Origin of the sequence: Paraburkholderia sp. Cpub6 (assembly GCF_014201065.1) — a bacterium.
Taxonomy (GTDB): domain Bacteria; phylum Pseudomonadota; class Gammaproteobacteria; order Burkholderiales; family Burkholderiaceae; genus Paraburkholderia; species Paraburkholderia tuberum.
Map to the genome: position 1 here is coordinate 27,055 of NZ_JACHDM010000025.1, position 25,093 is coordinate 52,147.

The window sequence follows — 25,093 nt, forward strand, 5'->3', positions numbered from 1 at the left end:
CTCGGCGCTCTGATGTGTTCAGAATAGACGCGCTTGAAACGTCGCCAATTTTTTTGGTGGCGATCCCGGTTGACTCGGATCAAGCGAGTGACATCACCTGACGGCAGGCCTCGAACAGCCCCATGTTCGCGAAAGCCGGTTGATTTGAGTCAATCATCAAATGCCGCGCTGGTACACGATGACTGTGTGCCGTTTGCAGTTCCGGCTTGCACGAGGACGACGTGTTCATGAAACATCTATTCAGACTTGGCACCGCACTGCGCGATCAGGCGGGTACGCGTCCGGTCACCGGCATGGTGTCGGAGCACATCGAACTGCCTGCTCCCGCGCGCGCCGGCGGCATGCCGATCATGGAAGCATTCGCGAAACGCCGCACAACGCGCCGCTTCGCTGCCGACTTGCTGGACGACACGATACTCAGCAATTTGCTGTGGGCGGCTAACGGCATCAATCGCGAGCCGGACGGCGGGCGAATCGCGCCCTCGGTGCTGGCCCTGCATGAAATCGACATCTATGCGGTGCTCGCGCGCGGACTGTATCGCTACGATCCACGCCGACATCGCCTCGACCTGGCCGTCGCAAGCGATCTGCGCGGGCTGACGGGCTACCAGGACTTCGTGGGCGATGCGCCGCTCGATCTGGTGTACGTCGCCGATCTTGCACGCATGCACGACATCGCACCGTCGCAGCGCAAACCTTTTGCGTCGGCGAGCGCCGGCGCGATCGTGCAGAACGTCTATCTCTTCTGCGCGGCCGCAGGACTCGCTGTCGCGGCGCGCGGCTGGCTCAACCGCAGTGCGCTGAGTGTCGAAATGCGCCTGCCGCGCGACAGCGTTCCGGTGCTCGCTCAAACGGTGGGCCACTTTGATTTATCCGGTAGCGCCGACGATGCCGGATAACGCAAGCAAACGGTCAATGATCGCAGGCAAACGTCGGCTTGACGTGAGTCAATTGCAACCGCGTCGTCAAACGTAGACTGAGCCTGCAACCTTTCGTGGAGTGTGTCTCGTGAAAGCCATGTTTCCGCCGTACCTGGCCGCGCATGTAGTCGGGCTCCTGCTGACAGCAAGCGGCGCGGCGTTCGCGCAGTCCGAGCCGACCGCCCTCGTCGATCAACAGCATTGCATGTTCTGCCATACCCGCGACGCGCCGTTTCTCGCCCCTTCGTTCCAGCAGATCGCGCAACGTTACCGCAACCAGCCGAATGCGCAGGTGATGCTCGAACACAAACTGCGGGTCGGCGGCAAGGCGCATTGGGGCGACATGGCCATGCCGCTGCCGCCAGAACGCGGTGGACCGCTTACGCCCGAAGACGCCCATACGCTGATCCAGTGGGTTCTTAGTCAATGAACCGCAATGAACCGACTCTAGCCGCTTACTGCGAACGCATTTGGTACTCGTGGAGAAAATCATGCGCCTGACCATCCACCTCGACACATTCGACCGTGTCAATCCGATGGCATTTGCCATCCTGTGGCTCGACAACGAAACGCGTCAATGGTCGCGCGAGGGGCACCTGGGCCTCGAACTGCCCGAATGGGGCACGCTGCAAATCGACTGCGGCAATACACTCGTGTGCGGCCCGCACGATTCGGTGCCCTGCTGTGTGCTTGAGGGGCTTGATCTGAAAGTGTCCGGCGGCCCGTTCGAAGGTGAGACCGGGCGTGCGCAATGGTGCGCCAATGCAGGCAGGACGCTGATGAGCGGCCACTGGCACATTCAATGTGTCGACCACGAGGGCGCGGAGCCTGAAAATGGCATTTTCGCGGATGACGACACTGCCTGAACCTTATTTGAACCGTCACGACAACGAGGTGCGCTCATGGGATTGACCGCGGATCTGGACGGCGTACGGCACGCGTATGGACTCTGTTTCGTGCGCGCCCCGTGGGCCTATTTCACGCGTGTGCCACTCGATCAGCAATGGGGTGATGGCTGGGAACAGGTGCCATATGAACAACATGCCGGCGTCCCCTACAACGACATGCCGGACCAGATACTGACGGTCGCTTTCGACGGTCCGTTGTATCCGCCCAATGCCGGTTACGATGGCAAAATGCGCAGCGTCATGGAGATCAATCGGGGCGACGCTCCGTGGCTGCGCACGCAGGATTTCATCAGCAACGCGCCGATTCACATCATGGCTGGCGTGACGCTCGAATCGTTTGTCGAGCAGGTCGAGCTTGCTGGCGGCCGCGTGTTTGCTCCGCTGGGCTGGGGCGCGTTGCGGCTCGAACGTTGCGAGCGGGACAAGCCGGGTGACGCGCCGGCGTCGACGGCTTCCACACCTAAGGCGAGCAACGTCTGAGGCGCACGCTGCGCGGGCCTCGATCCCGCGCCCTCTACGCATCGCCCTCCCGGCGCCATGCCCGCGAACTCTCACTCAAAAACTTGCCCGGTCATTGCCCGCTCTCCCATCCCCCACCCAGCGCCGCATATAACGCGACCGTATCGCTCACGTTCAGGTTCTTCCTTGTCGAGGTCATCGTGTATGAATGCCGCGCCTGATGGCCGAATCCGCGCTCAATGGCGCTAGCCGCCATGCGAGCCAGAGCGGGCGCTGGGCACGTCCCTTCGCCATCGAAGCGCAGCAGCGCTCAACCGGTTGCGACTGCGTCTGGTCGGCGTGCCGGGCACCGCGGACGCACGGTGAACAACTGTCGGGCATCCCTGATACCAGCAGTGAGACTACGTACGCGGCTGCGATGCGGGTTGATTTGCATCAACGAGAACCGGGCAACCATGAGCGCCATACGATTCATACGCGGCGAGAAGGCTCCGTTGACACGCATCAAAACACAGGCGTTCAGCGCGGCTATGGTGAAAACGCGTGCGCGGTTCACCTGCGCATGCACCGGCGCTGACCTTGAACGGAGTCGATCATGACCGATATGCAACTGCTGTCCTATGAACCGGCGCCCGGACGCGCCCCCGCTCGTACCCGCGGCGAAACGCCTGCCGTGATCACGCTGCCCAGGCCTGACATGGCCGGCGGCGTGCCGCTGATGAAAGCGCTCGCGCTGCGCGCCAGCACCCGCGAATTTTCCGACACACCCTTGATGCCCGCGACGCTTGGTGCGCTGCTATGGGCGGCGGACGGCGTCAACCGTCCGGCGACAGGCGGCCGCACGGCGCCGTCGGCCCATGCCTTCAACGAAATCGACCTTTATGCGGTGCTGCCGAACGGAGTCTATCGCTATGACGCGCCAAACCATCGGCTCGTACTCAAACACGAGAGCGACGCGCGCAATATGACGGGATACCAGGATTTTGTCGGCGACGCACCGCTCGATCTCGTGTATGTCGTCAACATGTCGCGCCTGCTGACGATGCCGCCTCAGCAGCGCGATATTTTTTCCGCCGTCGCGGCGGGCGCGATGGCACAGAACGTGTCGCTGTATTGCGCTTCAGCCGGACTCGGATGCGTCGTACGGGGTTGGATCAATCATCGCTCGCTGAGCGACGCACTGAAATTGAACGAGGACGAATTGCCGATCCTGGCTCAAACAGTAGGCGCGCTGGCAACGACATTGAATTCGCTCGCGGATTGAAGCGGCGTGGCGCGCAGCGGTGGCCGGCAACCCGGGCTTCGCGCGCCGCACGTGCGATGCGGTTATCGGGCGGCCGGCAGGGTTCCGTTGGCAGCATGCCCGATCCGAAGAGGCAACCCATGTGGTACGGCCTGCTCGATACACAACGGCGCCTCGCCAGGGCGTTCGCCGATAGCGCGCTCAACGTCTGCGTCCGGACGCCGGATCTATCGGGCTTCATCCAGCAGGCTGCCATCCTGGTCGCCCACCCTGCGCGTCAGGTCGGGCTGGAATACCGGCGCGCTTGGGCAAGTCCCGCTTTGCACGATCGAGGCAGACCGCGACGACATCACCGGCGCGGATCAGACTCATTGCGCGCACGCGCTATGTCATGCGCCGGACGCGCCACGGCATCGGCGCGCGACCATCGGCCAGTGCGACCATTACGATCTTTTCACGGGCCTGCGCTGGCACGACGCTGTTCATCCCCAGTTATGCGAATTCTGGCACGCGATCGAATGCGATAGTGAAGCGAAAGCCGAACCGCCCGGCCGCATTCGATGATCCATGTCAAAGCTGCGCCAGGCCAATGCAGTGCAATGGCATTTATCCACGCCATGGGCGGGTTCCGCGCGAGGGCATGATGAAACTGACTTTTCTGGGTGGCGCCGAAACCGTCACCGGCTCGAAATATCTGCTCGAAGCCGCCGGCTTGCGGATTCTGATCGATTGCGGTCTGTTTCAGGGTACGAAAAACCTGCGCCTGCGCAACTGGAGCCCGCTGCCCATGCCGGTCGATACGCTCGACGCTGTGATCCTCACGCACGCGCATATCGATCACACCGGCTACCTGCCCGTGCTCGCGCGCAGCGGCTATCGCGGCCCCGTCTACTGCACGCCCGGCACGGCCGACCTGTGCGACATCATGCTGCGCGACAGTGCGCGTCTACAGGAAGAGGAAGCCGACTTCGCGAACCGTCATGGCTTCTCGAAGCACAAGCCGGCTCTGCCGCTTTACACGCGCGACGACGCACAGCGCGCGCTGCGGCTCATCGTGCCGCGCGAATTCGATGTCCCCACCCCACTGAACGACGAATTGTGCTTCCGCTTTCTGCCTGCCGGACATATCCTGGGCGCGGCCAGCGTCGTGCTCTGCTGGCGCCATACGGTGCTGGCTTTTTCAGGCGATCTCGGCCGGCCGAACGATCCGATCATGCGTGCCCCCATGAAGCTCGCGCACGCGGACTATCTGGTCGTCGAGTTGACCTACGGCGACCGCCTGCATGCCACGACCGATCCCGAGCAGGAGTTGGCCGCGCTATTCGAGCGGACGTTCGCGCGCGGCGGCGTCGTGGTCATGCCCTGCTTTGCGGTCGGAGGAGCTCAGGAAATCCTTTATTACATCGCGCATCTGAAGCAGACCGGGCGCATGGCAAACGTGCCGGTCTATCTGGACAGCCCGATGGCCACCGGCGTCACGGAGGTGTACCGGCACCATCTGAGCGAGCACCGCCTGACGGCTTCGCAGGCGGCCATGATCGACAAGGCGGCAGTCATGGTGCGCACGGTCGAGCAGTCCAAAGCGATCGCCGCGCATCATGGTCCGATGGTCATTATCGCTGGCAGCGGCATGGCCACCGGCGGTCGCGTGCTCCATCATTTGCGCCTGTATGCGCCGGACCCCAGGAATACGATCGCGCTGGTCGGCTATCAGGCCGCGGGCACACGCGGCGCCGCCATTGCCGCACACGAACCAGCGGTAAAGATTCACGGCGAGTACGTGCGAATTCGCGCACATGTCGAGACGATTTCGTCGCTGTCCGCGCATGCGGACTACAGCGAAACGCTGAACTGGCTCGCAGCGATATCGCCCGCGCCCGCGCAAACGTTCATTACGCACGGTGAGCCCGCCGCCGCCGATGCGTTGCGCCGTCGAATCGCCGACACGCTTGGTTGGCCTTGCACGGTGCCGGTGTATCAGCAAAGCGTCGAGCTTGCGGAAAAATCTGCGCTCGACGGCCGGTCCGCGGCCGCCGCTGCGGCATGTTCGATCTCCGGCCCAGCGGAGAGCTGATGTCACGCCCTGCGCAAAACCTCGCGCGCTGCCGCGCCGGCAAGCCGTTACGGCCCGCATGGCCGCGCGGGACGATGCCCGGTAAGCTTGCACCCACGCGTGCAGCCGGTCGAAAGCTGTCACCACGTGTGCGCCATCTTCTCGAAAGCCCGACATACCTGCAGGCCGACGAAGACGCGTCGTTCCTGCAACGCCCCGAGATGTGCGGCGTGCGGCTGCAGCTCGACTACTGGAAGACCGAAGAGAGCCTGCAGAGGCTCGGTATCGACGAGACGATCGTCGTTTATGGCAGCACCCGCATCGTCGACCCGCAGCTAGCCCGTCGGCGTCTGGCAGACGCACAGCGCGCGCTGGCGGCGCATCCCGCTACACCGGCCAATCAGCAGGCGTTGCGGGTCGCGGCAAGGCTGCTCGAGCGCAGCGGTTATTACGATGTGGCCCGTGAACTGGGGAAGCTGATCGGCCGCCCGGCGGACCCGGCGCGGTCGCGGCATCTCGCTGTCGTCACGGGCGGCGGTCCGGGCATCATGGAAGCCGCCAACCGCGGCGCCTACGAATCCGGCGCGCCCAGCGTGGGCCTGAACATCTCGCTGCCGCGCGAGCAATTGCCGAATCCCTATCTGACACCGGACCTCTGTTTCCGCTTTCACTACTTCGCGATCCGCAAGCTTCATCTGCTCGAACGTGCGAAAGCCGCTGTTTTTTTTCCGGGCGGTTACCGCACCTGCGACGAGTTGTTCGAAGTGCTGACGCTGCTACAAACCGGCAAGATCCGACCATTGCCCGTGGTCCTGGTTGGCGAATCGTTCTGGCGCACTGCGATCGACTTCGAGTTTCTGGTCGACGAAGGCATGATCGCGCCGGGTGACATTCAGCTTTTCCGGTTCTGCGAGACGGCGCAGGAGATCTGGGACGCGATACGCAGTTGGGACGACGAAGCGTCAGAGGGCGCCGGTCGCAATTGATCGACTTCGACAGCGCCAGCTTCCGCTGCGCGATGCTGTAGAGAGTCCACGCGACGTCCGCCGGCCCCGTCACAGGCGAACGTGAAAAAGCATGACGCGTCGGAGCGTGCCATCGACGACGTTACCGTGGAATCGCCATGTCAAACATCGGCCTGCGGGATGGAGCATCAATGAACACACAAACGCTGCCGGCACAAACGACCGGCCAGTTTCCGTTGAACCATGGATACGCGTTTTCCAGCAACGGTGTGGGCCGCGAAATCGACGCCGTCACAGCAGCAGATTGGCTCAAACATCAGCATGACAAGGACGGTGAATTCATCTGGCTGCACTTCCATGACCTGCCTGGCGTGCTGGAAGGCTGGCCGTTACAACACGTGCGACTGCCGGACGCATTCGCCGATACCCTGAGGGAAGGTTCCCGCTCGACCCGTATCACGCACGTCAACGAGAACCTAATTGCGGTGCTCAACGATGTCGACTATGACTTCGCGCGAAAGGAGCCCCTCAACGTGGCGACCCTCTGGCTGAACGTTGGTGTTCGCTGCCTGATGAGCGTACGCAGCCTTCCTCTGCGGTCAGTGAGCCAGTTGAGGCAGGCTGTCGAAATGGGCACCCCCTTTCACAGCCCCATGGCGCTCCTGATTCACCTGTTGCAGGAGGAAGCCGATGTGCTGGTCAGCAGCGTCCGCACAGCAGCGCAAACCGTCAATGAGGTGGACGCAACGCTGGCCGCCGACAGACTGCCGAAAAGGCCAAAGCTGGGCGGCATTCGCCGCGATCTCGTGCGCCTGCGGCGGCTGCTTGCGCCTGAACCAGCGGCGCTGTTCCGTCTCGTCAACCGGCCTCCGAACTGGGTGCGGGAAGAAGACGTGCAGTCGCTGAGACAGTCAGCCGAGGAGTTTTCCGTCACGCTGAGTGTGTGCCGGCCACTGGAGCTCGAACCCCGCAACCCGCGGTCGATCCGCCAATGCCATGATGACGAAGGTGCGTGCCCGAGACACAGACATGTCCGGTTTTAGTCGCGCCGGACTTCTCGAACTGGCTGCACAACGGGGTGATCTCCGCTACACGGAAATCGTCGACGCGCTACCCGCCGACGCGGCTTGTGCGGAGACGATCGAAGATGCCTACACGACACTCGCGCAATTCGGCGTCACCGTGCTCGACGCGCCGCCCGCGAACAGCGATGCGAGATTGACCGAACCCTCCTGCGACGAGGCCGCCGCCCTCGTCGACGACGATGCCGACTCCGGCGTCTTCGGCGGCTCTGATGTGATGGACGACTCCCGCTACCCGGCCTCGACGAACATCGGCTGTGATCTCGTGCCCGCGCATGCCGTCTTGCCAGTCCAGCGTAGTTTGAATCGCAGCAGCCAAGTCGCTCTACTCCTCGCCGTCCGCCTTGGAGATGCCAAACGACTGGCAATCCGCCAGCGCAAGATAAAACCGTTCGACATCGGCCCGCTCGCACAATCCGGTACCCGCGACCAGCAAAGTCGCCGACGCAGCGGCAAGCGCATACCGGAAGGCAACTTCCAGGCTCGAATCGTGGTTGAGAGCCCAAACCATGGCGGCGACAAAACTATCACCGGCACCGATGGAGCTCGACACCTGCACAGGGAGTGCCGGTGCGCGCAGCGTACGGTCGCCTGTGACGACCAGGGCGCCCTGATCGCCAAGCGTGAGCGCTACGATCGACGCTCGCCCGTCGCGGACGATCCGCCGTGCCGCCTCGCACCACTCCCGTTCTTCGACAAGCGGCATTCCGGTCAATCCACGCAGCTCGTTCAAACTCGGCTTGACGAGAAAAACCCCCGCTTCGAGTGCCGCAGCGAGTGACGGTCCCGAGGTATCCAGCACGACCCGCATGCCGCGCGCACGAGCGCACCTGGCGATGCGCGCATAAATGTCGATGGGTGCACCCGGCGGCAGGCTACCGCTGAGTACGAGATAGCGCGGGGACGAATCCAGCGCGTCGATGTAATCGGTGCAGGATTGCCACTCGCGCTCCGTGACCGTTGGTCCAGGCAAGACGAAGCGGAATTCCCGCCCGGTGGATGTCTCAAAGACGGAGAAGTTCTCGCGCGTCTCCCCCTCGATCCTCAGGCAAACGCTCGCTGCCTGTTCTGCCGCGAGCAGGTCTTGCAGCACGCGCCCAGTCGGGCCTCCCGCGAGATACAGCGCAAGGCAATCGCCGCCAAGGCGCTGAAGCACACGCGCCACGTTGATGCCGCCACCGCCGGGATCGCGCCGCGCCGCCGCGCACCTCAGTTTTCGGGTCGGCTCCAGCACCTCGACGGAGGTCGCCACGTCCACCGCTGGATTCAGTGTGACCGTCAATATCTCCGCCATGATGGACCTTGCCGTGAAAGCGCTGCCGCACCCGCCGCGCCTAGGTTGGCGTGTGGGTTTTAACCTCGGTTTCCGCAGCCGCGACACGCTGCTTGACCGCGATGAAGCTGTCGGGGCTGACCGATACCGAATCGATTCCGCATTCGACCAGGAACCCAGCGAATTCGGGGTGATCGCTGGGCGCCTGTCCGCACAGCCCGACCTTCGCGCCAACGCGATGCGCTTCCGCGATCACGTTGCGAATCATCCATTTGACGGCATCGTCCTGCTCGTCGAACAATTCAGCCAGCTCGGCGGAATCCCGATCCACACCGAGCGTCAATTGAGTCAGGTCGTTACTGCCGATGGAAAAGCCATCGAAACGCTGCGCGAACGCTCCCGCCAGGATCACGTTCGAGGGGATTTCGCACATCACGTAGACCTGCAACCCCGCTGCGCCGCGCGCGAGCCCATTTTCCGCCATCACCGAGAGCACCTGATCGGCCTCTTTGGTGGACCGGCAGAACGGAATCATCACGATGACATTCGTGAAACCCATCTCGTTGCGCAGGCGTTGAATCGCCCTGCATTCGAGTGCGAAGCCTTCGCGATAGCGCGCAGAGTAGTAACGCGACGCGCCGCGGAAGCCGAGCATCGGGTTCTCTTCCTGCGGCTCGAATTCGGCCCCGCCGATCAGATGGGCATACTCGTTGGTCTTGAAGTCGCTCATGCGGATAATCACGGGGCGCGGAAACTCAACCGCTGCGATACGCCCAAGCCCGAGCGCCAGACGCTCGACGAAGTAATCGGTCTTGCTCGCATAACCCGCCGTCAGCTCGGCGATCGTCTGCTTCGCATGAACGTCCTGCAACGTGTCGTAGCGCACCAGCGCCATCGGATGGATCTTGATGTGATTGCTCACCACGAATTCCATGCGCGCAAGCCCGACACCGTCGGCCGGGATGCGCCACCAACGGAATGCAGCAGCGGGATTCGCGAGATTGAGCATCACGCGGGTGCGCGTCGCCGGAATACTGCTGAAGTCGATTTCCTCCACCTCGTAATTGGCGATCCCGTCGTAGACAAAGCCTTCGTCACCTTCCGCACACGACACCGTGACCTGCTGCTCGTCGTGCAGGACGTGCGTGGCATTGCCTGCCCCGACGATCGCCGGCAAGCCAAGCTCACGGCTGACGATTGCCGCGTGCGATGTGCGCCCGCCGTGGTCCGTGATGATCGCGGCCGCGCGCCTCATGACCGGCAGCCAGTCGGGGTCGGTGGTTTGAGTCACCAGCACGGCTCCGTCGACAAAACGCCCCATATCTCGTACATGCTCGATGACGCAAACGCTGCCTGCCGCCACCGCCTCGCCGACGCTGACACCGGACAACAGCTTGCGCCCCGTCTTGCCGATCCGGTAGGTCTTCACCGCGCCTGCTTCGCGGCGTGACTGCACGGTTTCAGGCCGGGCCTGAACGATGAACATTTCGCCTGTCGCGCCGTCTTTGGCCCACTCGATGTCCATCGGCTGGCCATAGTGCGTTTCGATTTCGCACGCCCAGCGCGAAAGCGCCAAAATCTCGCTGTCGTTCAGGACAAACGCGGCGCGCTCCTGTTTCGACGCCGGAACGTTCTTCGTCCGGTGAGCGCCGTTGGCCCCGTAAATCATCTTGTGTGCTTTCTCGCCCTTTTTCTTTCCGATTATTGGCGACAGCGAGGGGTCGCCCAGCAGCGGCTTGAATACCTCGTATTCGTCGGGATCGACCGCGCCTTGCACGACATTTTCTCCGAGGCCCCAGGCGGCATTGATCAGCACCACCTTGTCGAAGCCTGTCTCCGTGTCGATCGAGAACATCACGCCGGCGCCCCCCAGATCGGAGCGCACCATGAGTTGCACTCCGATCGACAGCGCGACTTTCAGGTCATCGAAACCCTTTGCCTGCCGGTAACTGATCGCCCTGTCCGTAAAGAGCGACGCATAGCATCGCCGGCAAGCATCGAGCAATGCGCGTTCGCCGCGGACATTGAGAAAGGTTTCCTGCTGTCCCGCAAAGCTCGCGTCAGGGAGGTCTTCCGCCGTCGCGCTCGAGCGCACGGCTACGTCGACCTCAGCCTGCCCGGCACGCTGGCTCAACGCTTGGTAGGCTGCTCGGATGGCTCGCGCTGTCCGGTCGGGCCACGTTCCATGCAAGATCGCCCGGCGAATCTGATCGCCGGCCTCGGCAAGGCTCAATCGCCCTTCCGACAGCTCGTCGAGCGCGGCGGCAATCTTTGGGCGCAGTGCGTTCTCGTCGATGAAGCACCGGTAGGCATCCGCAACGGTCGCGAAACCCGGTGGCACCTTGACGCCGCGCGCGGCGAGGTTCGCTACCATTTCACCCAGCGAGGCGTTCTTGCCACCGACGCGAGGCACGTCCTCGCGCCGCAAGTCCTCGAACCAGACGACGTGAGAAGTGTCGTAAGCCATGTCCAGCTCCATTGCCATGCCACCGTCTGTCCACCGGTCGGGCGGACCGGTGAGCGAACAAATCACCGAATTCAAATGCTGACGTAGCCCTGGAAGAACCAGGGCAGTCCCATCTGAGGAGAAGATGCGGGGAGCTCAGCGTGTGCGGTGCTTGTACCGAGAAAGCCGGGGGCGCCGTCCAAAGAAAAAATCGGCACGAACGAAAAGGCGCCATTGACCGTGATCAGACAGTCACGATTCAGGCACGACGGCGCATAAATCGTGATCTCGCGAAAGAAAGATGACGCCGGCTCGTCTCGCACAACTTCGCTCAAGTCCGTCGCCAAGGGCTTCATCGCGTCATAGCGTGCGGGCAGCTCGTAAATGAGATCGCCGCGTTTGATCACTTCGCCTGGCGTAAAGACAAGCTGGACGCCCGGATAGGGCAAGGAATGGGCCGGGCGAGCCACCGGACCGTCTGGACCGAGCGCCAGTGGTGGATAAGCCCACAGCGAAATTGTCAGGGACTTCGTCTCTTGTGCGAAATATTCTGTCAGCCAGTTCATGTCAACCTCCGATCACACGTCGCGCAGGAGAGCACGCGCCTTAGTCGCGATGTCGCGAGCGCTTGATTGCGCCAGTCGGCGCATGCGACTCATTCTGTCAAACAGAGAATGCCATCGCAGTCCGATGACGAATTGATGCGCATCAAGGATTTACACGTCAACGGATAAGGGTAGTCCCGCGTGTCCTGGAGATTTATTCACCTTCTGGCCACGCCACGCAATTGACAACATTCAGCCCTCAGGTAGCCGGTTGAATTTATCCCCTGCGCGCCCGTGACCGGCCGCGCCCCGTCTGACGCGCGCTCCTTCGTTAGCCGGCCCCACTGCGGTCGCTGCCGACGGGCAGAGGAAACTCACTCGCCTATGCTGGCGGCTAACGCCGGAAGGACTACTCCCGCATCGGCCACATGATTCGCAACGTCTGCCGTATCGGCACGAGCAGAACTGTCCGCGTGCTGGTCCGCGATCAATTGCGCCAGTGCGTCGTGATCGAGCACCTCGCGCTGCACCAGCCGCTGCGCTATGCGCTTGAGCAATGCACGCCGTTCGTCCAGCGTCTGTGTGACACGGTCGTTCGCTTCCGCAAGAAGCCGCCTGACTTCCTCGTCGATTAACTGGGCTGTGCTGTCGCTGCATTGCCCATTATTGAAGGAGGGGAACATCCTTCCTGTCACCTGGCCGTCAGCATCGCCGACAGCGACAAGACCGATCCGCTCGCTCATCCCGTAACGGGCGACCATGTGGCGCGCCATCGCAGTGGCGCGCTCGAGGTCGTTTTCCGTGCCGGTCGAGCAGTTCGCTTTGGCGCAGCACGTAGCGATCTTCCGTGGGCACCTGTCCTGCTTCGACAATTCGTCTGACTTCATCGATATCTGCCGCGGCGCCGCTTGACATGGGACGACTTTCCGGTCGCGCAGGCATCGCAGCGCGGCGGCGTATACGGAAGACAGCATCGCTCCGCGGGCGTTGGAGATGTTGATGTCGATCAAGCATCGATGAGCGCAATCGTGCTCATTGGAATCACCACCGCATTTCCGTTGCACACATCATCTTCGCCTTCGATTCACTTGCCGCGCAGAGCTCAGGCTGTCAGCCGTCCGTCAAAAATGCTTGATTCATATCAATTTTGCACGGTGGGACCGGGTGTCGAATAAGCCTTGACCTATCCGGAGGCAGACTATGTCGGGCAAGTCGCTGGTCTTTCATCAGAATGCGCGGCACCTGCTGCTTAACGGCGTCAACGCGCTGGCCGAAGCTGTCAAGGTCACCTTGGGTCCCGGTGGCCGCAACGTCATCGTCGAGCGGCCCGGCAAAGCGCCGCTGATTGCGAACTCCGGGGTGGTGGTCGCGCGTTCAATCGAACTGCAGGATCGCTTCGAGGCCATGGGCGCACAACTGCTGCGCGAAGTCGCGACGAAAACCAGTGAAATCGCTGGCGACGGTACGACGACGGCCACTACGCTCGCGCAGGCCATGATGGTCGAAGGCATGAAGTGCGTGACAGCCGGCTACGATCCGATGGCACTCAAGCGCGCGGTCGAGGCAGCCGGCAAGCGCGTTGTCGACGAGTTGCATCGCCTTGCGCGGCCCTGTTCGACGATCGATGAAATGCGACAGATCGCGACTATCTCGGCAAGTGGTGACGGCAGTATCGGCGAGCTTGTCGCACGGGCGGTCGAGCGGGTCGGCAAGGATGGCGCGATCAGCATAGAGGACGGCTCCAAGCTCGACGATGAACTTGAAACGGTCGACGGGTCCCTGCTCGATCGCGGCTACCTCTCGCCTCTTTTCGTCGAAGCGGAGAGCCGCGAGGTCGTGCTGGAAGAGCCCCGGATCCTGCTTTGCGACGTTCCGATCACGGCGGTCGCGCATCTGCTGCCAGTGCTCGAAGCGGTCAGCTCGATCGGCAAACCATTTTTGCTGGTCGCCAACGAAGTCGAAGGCGAAGCGCTGGCCACGCTGGTGGTCAATCATCTGCGCGGCACGCTGAAATGCTGTGCGATCCGCTCGCCCGGTTTCGGCGAGGGTCGTTCCGGACAGCTTGCCGATCTCGCCGCGTTGACTGGAGCAACGGTGATTTCGCCGCAAACCGGGCGTACCGTCGAGCGAGCGACCCTCGAAGATCTCGGTTCCGCGCGACGCGTCGAAATCACGCCCGACACGACTACGATCGTCGCGGGCGGCGGCGATCGCAAACTCATCGACGAGCGGATCGCCAGCGTGAAAAAACAGATGCAGACGCTCGGCCCGGGTCGTGAGCGCGATGCGTTGGCGAGCCGGCTTGCGAAGCTCGCCGGCGGGGTCGCCGTGATCAAGGTGGGCGCGGCGACCGAAGCCGCGCTGCACGAACGCAAAAACCGCTTCGAGGATGCGTTGCACGCAACTCGCGCCGCCGTAGAGGAAGGCATCGTGCCGGGCGGTGGCGTGGCCCTTGTGCGCGCCCGGGGCGTGCTCCTCGAATCGGGACGCGATACACAGATGCAAGATACCGGAGCCCGAATTGTTTTTAGCGCGCTCGCCGCGCCGTTGCGCCAGATCGCCGAAAACGCGGGAGCCGATGGCCAGGCGATAGTCCATGCGGTTGCAGCGGCAAGCGGCTCGTTTGGCTACGATGCGGCCCACGGTCAGTATGGCGACATGATCGAGGCCGGCATCGTCGATCCGGTCAAGGTCGCGCGCACGGCGTTGCAGAACGCGATCTCCGTCGCGTCGTTGCTGCTGACGACCGATTGCATGGTTGCGAGCCAGCCAGCGGCGGAGGCTACCTCGCCGTTTGGCGTCTCGTCGGATTTCTACGGCGGCGCATAATGCCCGCGCCGCCAGCATCGGCGTCGGACCACCGGTCCGGCCCCACCCGCTTCAGTTTCCATTACCGGGGTGCCCGGCACGACCCCAGACTGTATGAAGTGTTGATCGTGCTCGACGACGAAGCGCCCATGTGTCGGATCGAGATCCGCCATGCCTCGCCGATCGTCGACGACCTGCCCCCGCTGTCCAGCGGACAGCTTAGCGCGGCGCGTCTGCGCAAGGTGGTGGGCCTGCTGGGGCTGATCGAACGCATGACCCGCCACGACAGGAGCGCAAACGTACCCGGCACGCTTGTCAGCATCGCTCATCTGCAGAATCGGCGCGGTCCTCGGCGCCAGAAAGTTATGCCGAAGCGGAGCAAGGTTCGTGGCCGTCGTGAACTATGGCCGGCCGTCCAGGTGAAACCGACGCGGCCGTCGCATGAGCGCACGGCTGGCACGCCCGCTCACGCAGAGCCGCTCGGGCTCGCGCTGTCCCGCACTTCAGCTCGGCTCGCCCGCCCGCGGCGCCGCTATCCGGTGCGTCGGCCATGACTTTTTTCAGGCCGAGTCAGGGACTTCAGCGAGGTACGGTGACATCGTGCTTTGTGATAGATCGAGGCCGCGTCCAGCCGCATGTTCGCTCGGCCGGAGCGCTGAGGGTGTCGCTTGCACACAGATCGATCGGGCCAGGATGCCTGCACTTTCCGGCGATTGACGTCCAGAGAGATGTCCAACACCGTCACGGGTATGCCGGATCGGATCGGGACGCGGCCGGGCAGCCGCACATCGCGCTTGACACCCGTTACCAGCGACGACCTCAATGGTCTCGCCAGGCGCAATTGATGCAATGCGCAGATTCCGTCAGCATCGCCATTGAACACATCGAAATGTTTCATGCCCTGCCACCTTGAATGGAGCGTTGCCAAACCATGATCATTGGGCGCGGCTCGGGCTTAGTATGCCGAGGACCGTCCAGAATGTCATGCATCATGGCCCGCTGTCGATATTGGCAGGCAACCTTGTATCGCATACCGGCGGCGCCGCGTGGCGGCTGTTGCCGATCCGACTGCAAGGGCCCGCCCCTCATTGGCGATGCGGTTGCGGTGCGATTCGGAACTCCACGATCTCCGAGCACGGCGTGAACATGCGATTGACTCACGTCAATCGGCTAGCCCCAAAAACGCGGTCGAATGACCGACATTGCGGGTTGCTTATCTTTCCGCGCTACACCGAACCCACCGGATAACCCCTATGCACAAATCATTTGCGTGCGTCGCCTCGTTCGTCATCTGCGTTGCCGGTTGCGCGTACGATCCGGCAGTCCCGCCGCACCCGCCAGCGCCCCCGTCGGCATGTAGGTCGGGCCCGCCGATCGACCTCGACCGGTACATGGGACGGTGGTACGTGATCGCGGAAACGCCGGTTCTCAGTGAGCACGATTACGTCGGCAATTACGACGAGTGGACGCTGCGCGGCGATGGAAGGATCGACGATAAATATCTCGGCCGGCGTCACAACTTCGACGCGCCGGTCACGGGAAGCCATTTTGTGGCGAAGGTGATGCCCGGAACCGGTAACACGAAATGGCGCGTGGGACTGATCTGGCCGTTCGAAGTAGTGGTCGTCACAGCGTATGTGGATCCCGACTACCATTACACGATCCGCTGCGTGGCCGACGGCGACATGATGTGGCTGCTCTCGCGTAGTCCAGCGATGGATGAAGCCACCTATGCGGAGATGCGCGCGCGTCTTGCCCGCATGGGCGTCAACCTGAACCGGGTACGGCGGGTTCCGCAAAGCGCGGAGCAAATCGGCCAGCCCGGTTTTCAATGAGTCGCGGGACAAGACCGGAGAGCCGAGCCTCGGCGGCGGAGCCACTCCTGCCTGCTGTCCCGGCGCGATGGTCGGCATGTCCGCACTCGGGGGGTGGCACTGTCCGCCACGCCAGAGTCAGCCATGCACGGCAATGAACGCGCCAGCGGCCGGCTTCGCCGCGTCAGCCGATGACCATACGGTCCACGACAGCCTTCACGCCAGGCGTGGAACGCGCAGCCCCCGATACGATGGAGCGCTCGATGGACGAACTGAGACGCCCCGACAGGATCACCCTGCCGTCGTCGACTTCGACGCCCACATGCTTCAACTCACGATCGGTATGGCGCTGAATGGCTTTGCGGATGTTGTACTCGATCTCGATCGGGGAAGCAGAGCCACGAATCCGGATGTCGTTCGTCACGCCCGTCACACCGCGCATGTGGACAATGTTTTTCTCGGCGATGTGGCTGCGGTAACCGTCCTCGACTTCACCGCTCAAGGTTACCCAACCCTTTTCGACCTTGATCTTGATCGCCTGCTCTTCGAGGCCCGCGATCCAGTCGAGAACGGCGCGCACGCTCAAGGCAACGTCCTCGTCGGTGCGCTGCTCGGACTCGTGAAGTTTCACGTCGATGCCGACCACCACCGCGACGACTCCGGCTATTCTGAGTGCGCATTTTTCAGCCGCGACTTTCTTCGCATAGTCCGGAACGTGCCCGCTGAGCGTCACGATGCCGTCGACCACGGCAACGCCTATTCCGTTTGCGTCGACGGCTGAATTGTTCATCAGTTCGTCCTCGACTTCCTGTTTCAGTTGACTGTCCGGCTTCATGGAAAATTCTCCTCAGCAATTATCGCAACGCGACACGGTGTCCCGCCTCGGATACGTCACGCACTCAGACTAATGCGCCTCCGCACGATTCAATTGACCGAGGTCAATCATGGAGCGCACCGCTGGCCCGCACGTCGGATGCTGCACCCGGTGTTCCCATGATCGAAGTCCGCCCTACCGGGGCAACGCCGCCCCGGCACTGCGGGCACTTCACCTGCGCATCGCCGGTGGAGCGCCGCGGCAAGACAGCGGCAGTGATTCGAAGCGGGTAGCGATCAAAGATTTGCATGTTGAAAGCGTCCTCATTGTTTGTGAACGTCCGGCACCAACTTAGTGGCGACCCGTTCGTACGTGGCGCGATACGCTTGGCGTGTTCAACCACGGGGCGTGTCAAGCTCCCGGGGCTGGCCGCGCCGGCAGCAGCGGCGTGTGGGCGAGGCGCGCGGTGCGGGCCGCGACGCTGCCGAGGAACCAGCGTGAAATGCCGCGTCGTCCGTGAGTGCCGACCACGATCAGGTCGGCGCCCCATTGCTCGGCGTCACGGACGATTGCGTGCGCTACGTCGTCTCGCGTTGGCGCAGTTTTGACAAACGCGCTCTCGGACGCATTGGACAAGTCCGCAAAGACCCTTTCCGCCGCAGCCAGAATCACCTTTCCTTCTTCGACAAAGGCTTCCTCGAGGACCCGGATCGGCGCGGCATCGGTAAGGTGAACGGCACGGTCTATCACGTAGATTGCACGGAGGCGGGACTCCGGCATCGCCAGTTGGAGTCCAAAATGCAAAGCGTCCAGCGAGGCGGCGCTTCCGTCCAGTCAGCCCCGCCGATGTCGATATCCGCACTGCGCAGCAACGACAAGGCGTGTTAGTCACGTTAGTCACGTTCGTCACTACGGGGCGCTCCCACGCTCCGGTCCGCGACGGTCACCCTGTGAATCACCCCGCAGCGATATGAAGCTACCGCGAATCATGAGATCGGCATTGTCGGTTCTTCTCCACAGCCTGCCTGTCCCCCTCTCTTTCTATCGGTCTGCGGGCGAATACGACACCAGCAACATTGGCAGCACCGCCAGCGCGGCCACCTGTTCGGCGACACTGGCGAAGCGCCATTTGCCCGTCAGCCGTGCGCCGCGGGTGCCGATCACGAGCAGGTCAGCGCGCCATTCCCGAGCGGCCAGTCCGATCGCCTGCGCGATGTCATCTCCCTCGTGCGCCGGCTGAAGAATCACAGCCTCGTGGCTTAACCTGTCCCATCGATCCTGCGGCGAACATGCCACATAGCCGACTCGCACTGCTGCGCGATCGGCGGCGATTCGCATGGCTTCGGAGACTGCCGCTCGCGAAGCGTCACCGTCGTCGCTTGCCACAAAAATCCGCGCGGGCGGCACGTGGCACCGTCCGATGCCCCCAGCAGGCAACGTGAGTACCGGACAATGCACCTCACGCGCAAGACTGGCCGACCCGGCGCAGTCAGTCAGCAGCAAGTCGGCGCCCCAACGGCGAGCCGCCTCGGCCAGTGCATGCACGCTGTTCGCGTCGGGGTGCGACAACGCAAGAAGCGCCGTGCTTGCGTTGAGCCCGCGCATCGCAAGCAGGGCTTGGGCAGTCCGCAATATTTCCTCGGCCGTACGGCGCGCATCGCCCGAGTCGCGTGACCGCGTGCCCTCACCGGCAGGCCGCGCTACCGCCGCGGCGACTTGCAGTACCGTCTCGCGGCCCGCCCACGCGGATGCATAGTCAATCAGAGCGCCCGGGAAACGACCACCCCTCGCACCAATGAAAATGCGCCGATAAGTTGCAGTCGATGCCGCGCGCCCTCCATGGGCGGTCGGCTCGACATTCGGGTTTATTGCTTTACTCGATAGCACCTGCCTCTCCCGTCCGATGGTGTAAGGCGCGCGTCATAGCATCGCGCTGAATGCGCAGAAGAGAGGAAGGCGCCCTCCCCGTGACGCGCCTTTGTCACACCAGCCTGGCTGGCAGACGGCAACCGTTGATCCGTTGCCCGCGGCAATGGCCCTGAGGTTGGCACGCCAGCCTCACCGGCCACGACCGGCGCAACAGGCGAGTCAACACCGCTCGATGTGCTCGACGCTGGATCGGAACGCATGATCTGGTATCGGAGCAAAACAACCGGGGGCGAACTCATTCATTGCCGCCTCAGCGGCAGATTGCCATATTGGCTCTGGCTCGCGCGTCGAAGTCGACGCCGACGATCCTGCTTTCATACCTCCGAGCCCACTGAGTTGAATCCGAAGGCCGTTACTCGGTGTGCATCGGAAGTATCGCCGTCTTGTCCGCCGGATTCTCCACGCGTTCAGACACCCCAACTGCGGCATGCCCGGCGGCGGACGCAGGAGACGTCGCCGGCCCCCCCGGCACGTCGCACGGCACGAGCGACCCGGTCAGGTTGCCGACCAGACTGTCCGCGAGTTGCCGTCGTGGGACCGCGTTAGCCGGCTGTCGTGGTGCAACGCCACACTGCAGATTGGACATGATCTCGAAGAACTGCCGACTGTACGACAGTGCCTGGGCCGCCCCCACGGGCGCGAGCAAGACCGGCAGAGAAAGAAACTCCGGCAGATTGTGCGCCGCAGATGTCCTTGCAAGCGCTTCCTGATTTTCAGCGAGTCCGAACCGGATCGCCTGAAGGTTCAACGCGGTCAGCCGCTCGAAAGCCTCGAAGCACTGGCTGGTAATGCCGAACAGTTTCTCGAAGCCCTCGCTTTCTGCACTGAGCCATCGGTCGGGAATGAGCTGAGTCATGACACCTCCAATCTTGAATACCGCGCCGTTTCGGCCACCACCTGCTAGATGCCGGGCATCGCTGGATACGGCTCCGTATGATCCTCCACGCCCTTGACGCCAGGTATGGCCTGCGCCGCCACACGAACCGCATCGACGGCTTCCATCGAATGGAATACGCCCCACAGATGCACGACTCCGTTGGTGACCACGATATTGCGTCCGGCGAATGCCCAGTTACGGCCCGCGAGCTCGTCCATCAAGATTGCGCGAATCTCGCCATCCGCGAGCGTCACATCCGATGTCGGCTCATCCGGGACGCTCGCCAGTGCCTGTACAAGATTGGCGCGGCTCACAATGCCCACAAGCTGCCCCGCCTTGGTCACGGGCACACGTTTGATGCGCCGCGTCTCCAGAATGGCGGCCACTTCGGCCAGTGGTGTGTCGGGCTGAACGGTCACCACGTCCTTTGTCATCACGTCGCGCACTTTTGGCGCATGGGTCTTGATGTAGTCCCGTGCTTCATGACTGGCGGACCAGAGATGGAGCCACGAGGTTCGCGGGCGCTCGTCGGTGCCGATTTCGGCGCGGCGAAGCAGATCGCCCTCGCTGATCATGCCGGCGACCGTGCCGTCGGGATCCAGCACCGGCGCACCGCTAATGCCGTTGTCGACAAATATTTTCGCGACCTCTCGCACGGTCATGTCGGGTGTGACCGATATAACTGTACCGGTCATGACATCGGATGCACGCATGGCAACGCTCCTGAACAGATGGGTTGTTTAATGGGCGGAAAAGGCCGTCCTCGGTCGTGAGCACCAAGCTGCCCGCGAGCGCTCGTATGGTTCGAGACTAGGCCGGCACGGCAGCGTGTCATTTGATATGGATCACATCCCGGAGACCGGCTCGTGAAGTTCTCGCTCGATGTGTGGCGGGGGCGCTGTGTCGCTTGACCCAGATCAACTGGGCGCCGGCCGTCTGCTGTCGAATAGCAGGCGTAACTCGCGTTTGCCGTAGCGCTGACGTCGTTCACCCGCTCGCGCGCTCTGCGAAACACCGCTTCAGGGCGCCGTTCGCTCCCATGTTCGATCGCGCGGGCGGGCGCTCAACCATGGATGGCACGTCGAAGGCGGCGGGGACATGGAAGTACGTGCCGCTCGTCAACCTGGACGTACTGGACAAGTCAAGGTAGTACCTGCGACGGGGGAGCCGCGATGGGAACCGATCAGCTATTCGACAGCACGCACCTGGCCGAAGGAGTTCTCGGCGTGGTCACAACGCTCTACGCGGAAACCCACGCCGACGCGGCCCCCCCAGGATCCGTCAATCTCGACTCGCAGTTAGAACGGGATCTTGGTTTCGACAGTCTTGCGCGCGCTGAACTGTTTAGCCGGATTGAGCAGACGCTTCATGTCCGCGTGCCGCTCGATGCCTTTTCCACCGCACTAACGCCCGCCGACCTCGTACAGGCCATCAAACGCTCAGAGGAGCCGGCGGCTTCCGGCGGCGAACAGCCGTCGATTGCGCAGCGCGCGCAGGCGCCGGCGTCGCTTTTGACCGAAGAACCGCATGAGGCGACGACACTGATCGAGGTATTGCAGTGGCACGTCGACCGGCATCCGCAGCGCACGCACATCGTTTTTCTCGAAGATGGCATGACGCCTGCCGAGCTGTCCTACGGCGATCTGTATCGCCGCGCCGCCGCGGCTGCGTCGGGTCTGCGCCGCCACGGAATCGGCCCCGGCGATACGGTTGCACTGATGCTGGCGACCGGTTGGGATTACTTCGTCTCGTTTGTCGCGATATTGATGAGTGGCGCCGTTCCCGTTCCGATCTACCCGCCCGCTCGCGTCTCGCAGATCGAAGAGCACGTCCGGCGCCACGCAGCCGTACTGTCGAATGCCGGCGCCAAAGCGCTGATCGCCTCGCCTGAAGTGGTCGGCGTGGGCCGTCTTCTGAAGCTGCATGTGCCCGCTTTGCAACAGGTCCTGACGGCGGCGCAAATCGGTGTCGACCGCAATGAAACGTCCGTGCCACTGGCGGCCAGTGACATTGCGCTCCTGCAATACACGTCAGGCAGCACCGGCGACCCGAAAGGCGTAATGCTCACGCATGCCAACCTGCTTGCCAATATCCGCGCCATGGGCGCGCGCATGCAGGTGACGTCCGCCGACGTGCTGGTCAGCTGGCTCCCGCTTTACCACGATATGGGGCTGATCGGCGCGTGGTTCGGGCCCTTGTATTTCGGCATGCCGCTAGTCGTGATGCCGCCCACCGTTTTTCTGGCGCGCCCGGAGCGGTGGTTGCGACTGATCCAGCGCTATCGCGGCACGCTCACCGCCGCGCCGAATTTCGCCTATGCGCATTGCGCCCAACATCTTGACGAAGCCATCCTGGCCGGTCTCGATCTGTCGTCGTTGCGCTTTGCCTTCTGCGGCGCCGAGCCGGTCAGCGCCGCTACTGTCCGCGCGTTCGCGGCGCGTTTCGGCCACTATGGCTTCGACGCGCGCGCGGTGACGCCCGTCTACGGGCTCGCAGAAAACACGTTGGGCTTGAGCTTTCCGCGTCCCGGCCGCGGGCTGCATGTGGACCGCGTGCAACGCGACGCGCTCGGCGCCACAGGACACGCATTGCCGGCCGCCTCTGACGCAGACGCGATTGAAGTAGTGGGCTGCGGCGAAGCGCTGGACAGCGTCGAGATCCGAATAGTCGACGAGGACGGCAGAGAACAGCCGCAACGCCAGGTGGGTCGCATTGAGTTTCGTGGCCCGTCGGCGACGATGGGCTATTTTCATAACCCCACACAGACCGCGCGGCTGATCCACGACGGCTGGCTCGACACCGGCGATCTCGGCTATCTCGCCGACGGCGAACTCTTCATCACGGGTCGAGCCAAAGATCTGATCATTCGCGGCGGCCACCACATCTTCCCATACGAACTCGAGGAGGCGATCGGCAGGCTGCCGGGTATCCCTGCCGGCGGCGTGGCCGTATGCGGCAGCACGGATCGCGCGAGCGGCACCGAGCGCGTCGTGATCCTCGCGGAAACGGCATTGACGCAAGCCGCCGCGCGCGAGCAACTGCTCGCGCGCGTCCGCGCCACGGCAGTCGAAGTGCTGGGCGCGCCTGCCGAGCACGTGTGCCTCGTCGCACCGGACACCATTCTCAAGACACCGAGCGGCAAGATCAGACACGCCGCCACCCTCGACAAGTTCGAACACGGCGGCAGGCCGTCACCGGCGAGTCCTGTATGGCGCCAATTCGCCAGCGTCGTCGTGGGCGCCCTCTTGCCGCTCCTGCGACGGATCGTGCGGCAGGCCGCGCACGCGGCATACGGGCTCTACTGCTGGACGCTCCTTGGCATGCTCTCGCCACTCATAGGCACGGTCTTCCTGTCGGTCGACACGTCGCGCAACTGGCGTCGGGCAGCCGCCGTCGGCCGTCTGTTTTTGCGGCTGACCGGGTTGCGCGTCGACGTTGAGATCGATGCGCGATCAGCGGCGATGCGCGAGCTCGTCATGGTGGCGAACCATAGCAGCTATCTGGACGGCTTGATCCTGCTCGCCGTACTACCGCAGCCTGTCCGGTTCGTCGCCAAGCGGGGCCTGGACCGCCACTGGTTGGCCGGCCGTTTTCTGCGCGCGATCGGCACCTCGTTTGTGGAGCGACGGGAATACCGGGGCAGTGTCGACGACGAGCGGCGGCTCGTACAGCAGGCGGACGGCGACTCGCCTTTGCTCTTCTTTCCAGAGGGCACGTTCGGTCGCGGCGCGGGCTTAAGGCCATTTCACCTGGGCGCGTTCCGGGTGGCCTGCGCCGCCGGCCGCGCCGTCGTGCCGGTGGCGCTGGCCGGAGTGCGCGCGGTGTTGCCGGACGGCGTATGGTTGCCGCGATTGGGGTCCATCAAGGTCGTCATCTTGCCGCCCATCGTTCCCGACGGCTCCGACCTCGGCGCAATGACCCGACTCCGCGAAGCCGCCCGGAACGCGATCCTCGCGCGTTGCGGCGAACCTTCCCTGATCGCACATCCTGTCGATAAGACGGCGCTAGAGCATGACAGCGAACACGACTTCGCGAGCACCGTACCATGATCGGTCTATTAATCGCCCTGAACGCCGCCGCTTTTCTGGTTGAGCAACTCGCTCCTGAGCGGCTGATCGGACTCTTCGCGCTCTGGCCAGCGGGCAGTAGTAGTACGCCGGCATTTCACGTGTGGCAGCTGCTGACCTACAGTTTCCTGCATGGCAACTTCATGCACCTCGCCGTCAACATGTTCGGACTGTACATGTTTGGCCGCGACGTGGAGGCCGCGATAGGTCGCACGCACCTGGCATTGCTGTATGGCACCAGCGTGATGAGCGGGGCGCTGCTGCAGTTGCTGGCAAGCCTCGCTGATGCGACGGTGCGTGTACCGGCCATCGGCGCCTCGGCCGGCGTGTTCGGCCTGCTGATCGCCTACGCACTGCTGTTCCCGCACCGCCGTGTGATCCTGCTCTTCCCGCCCGTGCCGATGCCCGCGTGGCTATTCGCTACCGGCTATGGCGTGCTGGAACTCGTTCTTGGCATTTCCGGCGCACAAAGCGGCGCCGCCCACTTTGCGCATGTTGGCGGCATGCTGGGGGCGGCGACGCTGTTACTGCACTGGATGCATACGCCACACGAACGGAGGACCGACTGAGGGCCGCAATGCTGTGCCACCGATCCCGCGCATACGACGGCAGACCGCACCGATGTGGGCACGTCAGTTTTGTGCCTCATTACCCCATTCGACCCGCGACGATTGACACATATCAAGCCCCGCCGACACGCGACGCCTAAGCTGGCTGCATCCCCACTCACCCCACGCCCAGAATCCGCCATGCTAAAGCGACTCGTATTTTTCGGTTTCCTTGCGTTGCCCGGTGCGTTCGTGGTGTTGACGCTCGTATGCATGCACCCGCGCTACCGGGAAAAGATGGCTCATCTCATCGGCGTTCCCGTTTTGCAGGCATGCCTTGCC

General features: G+C 63.2%; 22 protein-coding genes and 3 pseudogenes. 15 read left to right on the forward strand and 10 right to left on the reverse strand.

Features of this window, described 5'->3' with window-relative positions:
- Positions 1 to 227: 227 nt before the first annotated feature.
- From HDG33_RS29545 to HDG33_RS38460, 10 genes and pseudogenes are all read left to right on the forward strand, one after another.
- Positions 228 to 899 (forward strand): nitroreductase family protein, encoded by a 672-nt coding sequence (locus HDG33_RS29545; protein WP_184037646.1) that lies wholly within the window; start codon positions 228 to 230, stop codon positions 897 to 899.
- Between the two features lie 118 nt (positions 900 to 1,017).
- Positions 1,018 to 1,350 carry a c-type cytochrome gene (locus HDG33_RS29550; RefSeq protein ID WP_184037809.1) on the forward strand — a complete coding sequence of 111 codons (333 nt, stop codon included), beginning with the start codon at positions 1,018 to 1,020 and terminating at the stop codon, positions 1,348 to 1,350.
- 61 nt (positions 1,351 to 1,411) lie between these two features.
- Positions 1,412 to 1,786: a DUF3564 domain-containing protein gene (locus HDG33_RS29555; protein ID WP_184037648.1), complete on the forward strand. Its 375-nt coding sequence runs from the start codon at positions 1,412 to 1,414 to the stop codon at positions 1,784 to 1,786.
- A 36-nt stretch (positions 1,787 to 1,822) separates the two neighbouring features.
- Positions 1,823 to 2,308 carry a hypothetical protein gene (locus tag HDG33_RS29560; RefSeq protein WP_260330623.1) on the forward strand — a complete coding sequence of 162 codons (486 nt, stop codon included), beginning with the start codon at positions 1,823 to 1,825 and terminating at the stop codon, positions 2,306 to 2,308.
- 574 nt (positions 2,309 to 2,882) lie between these two features.
- Positions 2,883 to 3,551 (forward strand): SagB/ThcOx family dehydrogenase, encoded by a 669-nt coding sequence (locus HDG33_RS29565; protein ID WP_184037651.1) that lies wholly within the window; start codon positions 2,883 to 2,885, stop codon positions 3,549 to 3,551.
- 51 nt (positions 3,552 to 3,602) lie between these two features.
- The gene (locus tag HDG33_RS38455; RefSeq protein WP_409259095.1) at positions 3,603 to 4,094 is read left to right on the forward strand and encodes a hypothetical protein; all 492 of its coding nucleotides are present in this window, start codon (positions 3,603 to 3,605) and stop codon (positions 4,092 to 4,094) included.
- A gap of 79 nt (positions 4,095 to 4,173) precedes the next feature.
- Complete coding sequence (locus HDG33_RS29575; RefSeq protein ID WP_184037654.1) at positions 4,174 to 5,604, forward strand: MBL fold metallo-hydrolase RNA specificity domain-containing protein; 1,431 nt, start codon at positions 4,174 to 4,176, stop codon at positions 5,602 to 5,604.
- Positions 5,605 to 5,678: 74 nt separating this feature from the next.
- Positions 5,679 to 6,569 (forward strand): TIGR00730 family Rossman fold protein, encoded by an 891-nt coding sequence (locus tag HDG33_RS29580; protein WP_184037812.1) that lies wholly within the window; start codon positions 5,679 to 5,681, stop codon positions 6,567 to 6,569.
- Positions 6,570 to 6,739: 170 nt separating this feature from the next.
- Positions 6,740 to 7,591, forward strand: a complete 852-nt coding sequence (locus HDG33_RS29585) for a CorA family divalent cation transporter (RefSeq protein ID WP_184037658.1) — start codon at positions 6,740 to 6,742, stop codon at positions 7,589 to 7,591.
- Positions 7,578 to 7,748, forward strand: a pseudogene (locus HDG33_RS38460) (RNA polymerase sigma factor region1.1 domain-containing protein); the annotation flags it as partial. The gene HDG33_RS29585 and the pseudogene HDG33_RS38460, both read left to right, overlap by 14 nt.
- A gap of 207 nt (positions 7,749 to 7,955) precedes the next feature.
- Here the strand turns inward: HDG33_RS38460 and HDG33_RS29595 are convergent.
- From HDG33_RS29595 to HDG33_RS29610, 4 genes are all read right to left on the reverse strand, one after another.
- Positions 7,956 to 8,924 carry a 1-phosphofructokinase family hexose kinase gene (locus tag HDG33_RS29595; RefSeq protein ID WP_184037660.1) on the reverse strand — a complete coding sequence of 323 codons (969 nt, stop codon included), beginning with the start codon at positions 8,922 to 8,924 and terminating at the stop codon, positions 7,956 to 7,958.
- A 40-nt stretch (positions 8,925 to 8,964) separates the two neighbouring features.
- Positions 8,965 to 11,370: a phosphoenolpyruvate synthase gene (gene ppsA, locus HDG33_RS29600; RefSeq protein WP_184037663.1), complete on the reverse strand. Its 2,406-nt coding sequence runs from the start codon at positions 11,368 to 11,370 to the stop codon at positions 8,965 to 8,967.
- Between the two features lie 71 nt (positions 11,371 to 11,441).
- Positions 11,442 to 11,915: a hypothetical protein gene (locus HDG33_RS29605; protein ID WP_184037667.1), complete on the reverse strand. Its 474-nt coding sequence runs from the start codon at positions 11,913 to 11,915 to the stop codon at positions 11,442 to 11,444.
- Between the two features lie 353 nt (positions 11,916 to 12,268).
- Positions 12,269 to 12,904 (reverse strand): hypothetical protein, encoded by a 636-nt coding sequence (locus HDG33_RS29610; protein WP_409259092.1) that lies wholly within the window; start codon positions 12,902 to 12,904, stop codon positions 12,269 to 12,271.
- Between the two features lie 190 nt (positions 12,905 to 13,094).
- On the opposite strand from HDG33_RS29610, the gene groL reads away from it, so the two are divergent.
- The gene (groL, locus tag HDG33_RS29615) at positions 13,095 to 14,723 is read left to right on the forward strand and encodes a chaperonin GroEL (protein WP_184037669.1); all 1,629 of its coding nucleotides are present in this window, start codon (positions 13,095 to 13,097) and stop codon (positions 14,721 to 14,723) included.
- A gap of 107 nt (positions 14,724 to 14,830) precedes the next feature.
- Complete coding sequence (locus tag HDG33_RS29620) at positions 14,831 to 15,256, forward strand: hypothetical protein (RefSeq protein ID WP_184037672.1); 426 nt, start codon at positions 14,831 to 14,833, stop codon at positions 15,254 to 15,256.
- 140 nt (positions 15,257 to 15,396) lie between these two features.
- Here the strand turns inward: HDG33_RS29620 and HDG33_RS37675 are convergent.
- Positions 15,397 to 15,600: pseudogene (locus HDG33_RS37675) on the reverse strand (acetyltransferase); the annotation flags it as partial.
- Positions 15,601 to 15,955: 355 nt separating this feature from the next.
- Here HDG33_RS37675 and HDG33_RS29625 point away from each other — a divergent pair.
- The gene (locus HDG33_RS29625) at positions 15,956 to 16,537 is read left to right on the forward strand and encodes a lipocalin family protein (RefSeq protein WP_184037815.1); all 582 of its coding nucleotides are present in this window, start codon (positions 15,956 to 15,958) and stop codon (positions 16,535 to 16,537) included.
- Between the two features lie 163 nt (positions 16,538 to 16,700).
- On the opposite strand, the gene HDG33_RS29630 is transcribed toward HDG33_RS29625, so the two are convergent.
- The 5 genes and pseudogenes from HDG33_RS29630 to HDG33_RS29650 all read right to left on the reverse strand — a co-directional run bounded on the left by HDG33_RS29630 (position 16,701) and on the right by HDG33_RS29650 (position 20,849).
- Entirely contained in the window at positions 16,701 to 17,351 is a 651-nt protein-coding gene (locus tag HDG33_RS29630; RefSeq protein WP_184037675.1) for a BON domain-containing protein, read from the reverse strand.
- 390 nt (positions 17,352 to 17,741) lie between these two features.
- A pseudogene (locus tag HDG33_RS29635) lies at positions 17,742 to 18,164 on the reverse strand (universal stress protein); the annotation flags it as partial.
- A gap of 207 nt (positions 18,165 to 18,371) precedes the next feature.
- On the reverse strand, positions 18,372 to 18,833 hold the full coding sequence (locus tag HDG33_RS29640; RefSeq protein ID WP_184037678.1) for a universal stress protein: 462 nt from the start codon (positions 18,831 to 18,833) through the stop codon (positions 18,372 to 18,374).
- Positions 18,834 to 19,611: 778 nt separating this feature from the next.
- Positions 19,612 to 20,115, reverse strand: coding sequence for a TIGR01841 family phasin (phaP, locus tag HDG33_RS29645; RefSeq protein WP_184037691.1), 504 nt, complete (start codon positions 20,113 to 20,115; stop codon positions 19,612 to 19,614).
- Positions 20,116 to 20,159: 44 nt separating this feature from the next.
- Positions 20,160 to 20,849, reverse strand: a complete 690-nt coding sequence (locus HDG33_RS29650) for a CBS domain-containing protein (protein WP_184037694.1) — start codon at positions 20,847 to 20,849, stop codon at positions 20,160 to 20,162.
- Between the two features lie 459 nt (positions 20,850 to 21,308).
- On the opposite strand from HDG33_RS29650, the gene HDG33_RS29655 reads away from it, so the two are divergent.
- A complete protein-coding gene (locus HDG33_RS29655) occupies positions 21,309 to 24,185 on the forward strand; it encodes an AMP-binding protein (RefSeq protein WP_221311582.1) in 2,877 nt (958 codons plus the stop codon).
- A complete protein-coding gene (locus HDG33_RS29660) occupies positions 24,182 to 24,772 on the forward strand; it encodes a rhomboid family intramembrane serine protease (protein WP_184037697.1) in 591 nt (196 codons plus the stop codon). The genes HDG33_RS29655 and HDG33_RS29660 overlap by 4 nt, the downstream gene beginning before the upstream one ends.
- Positions 24,773 to 25,093: the final 321 nt, after the last annotated feature.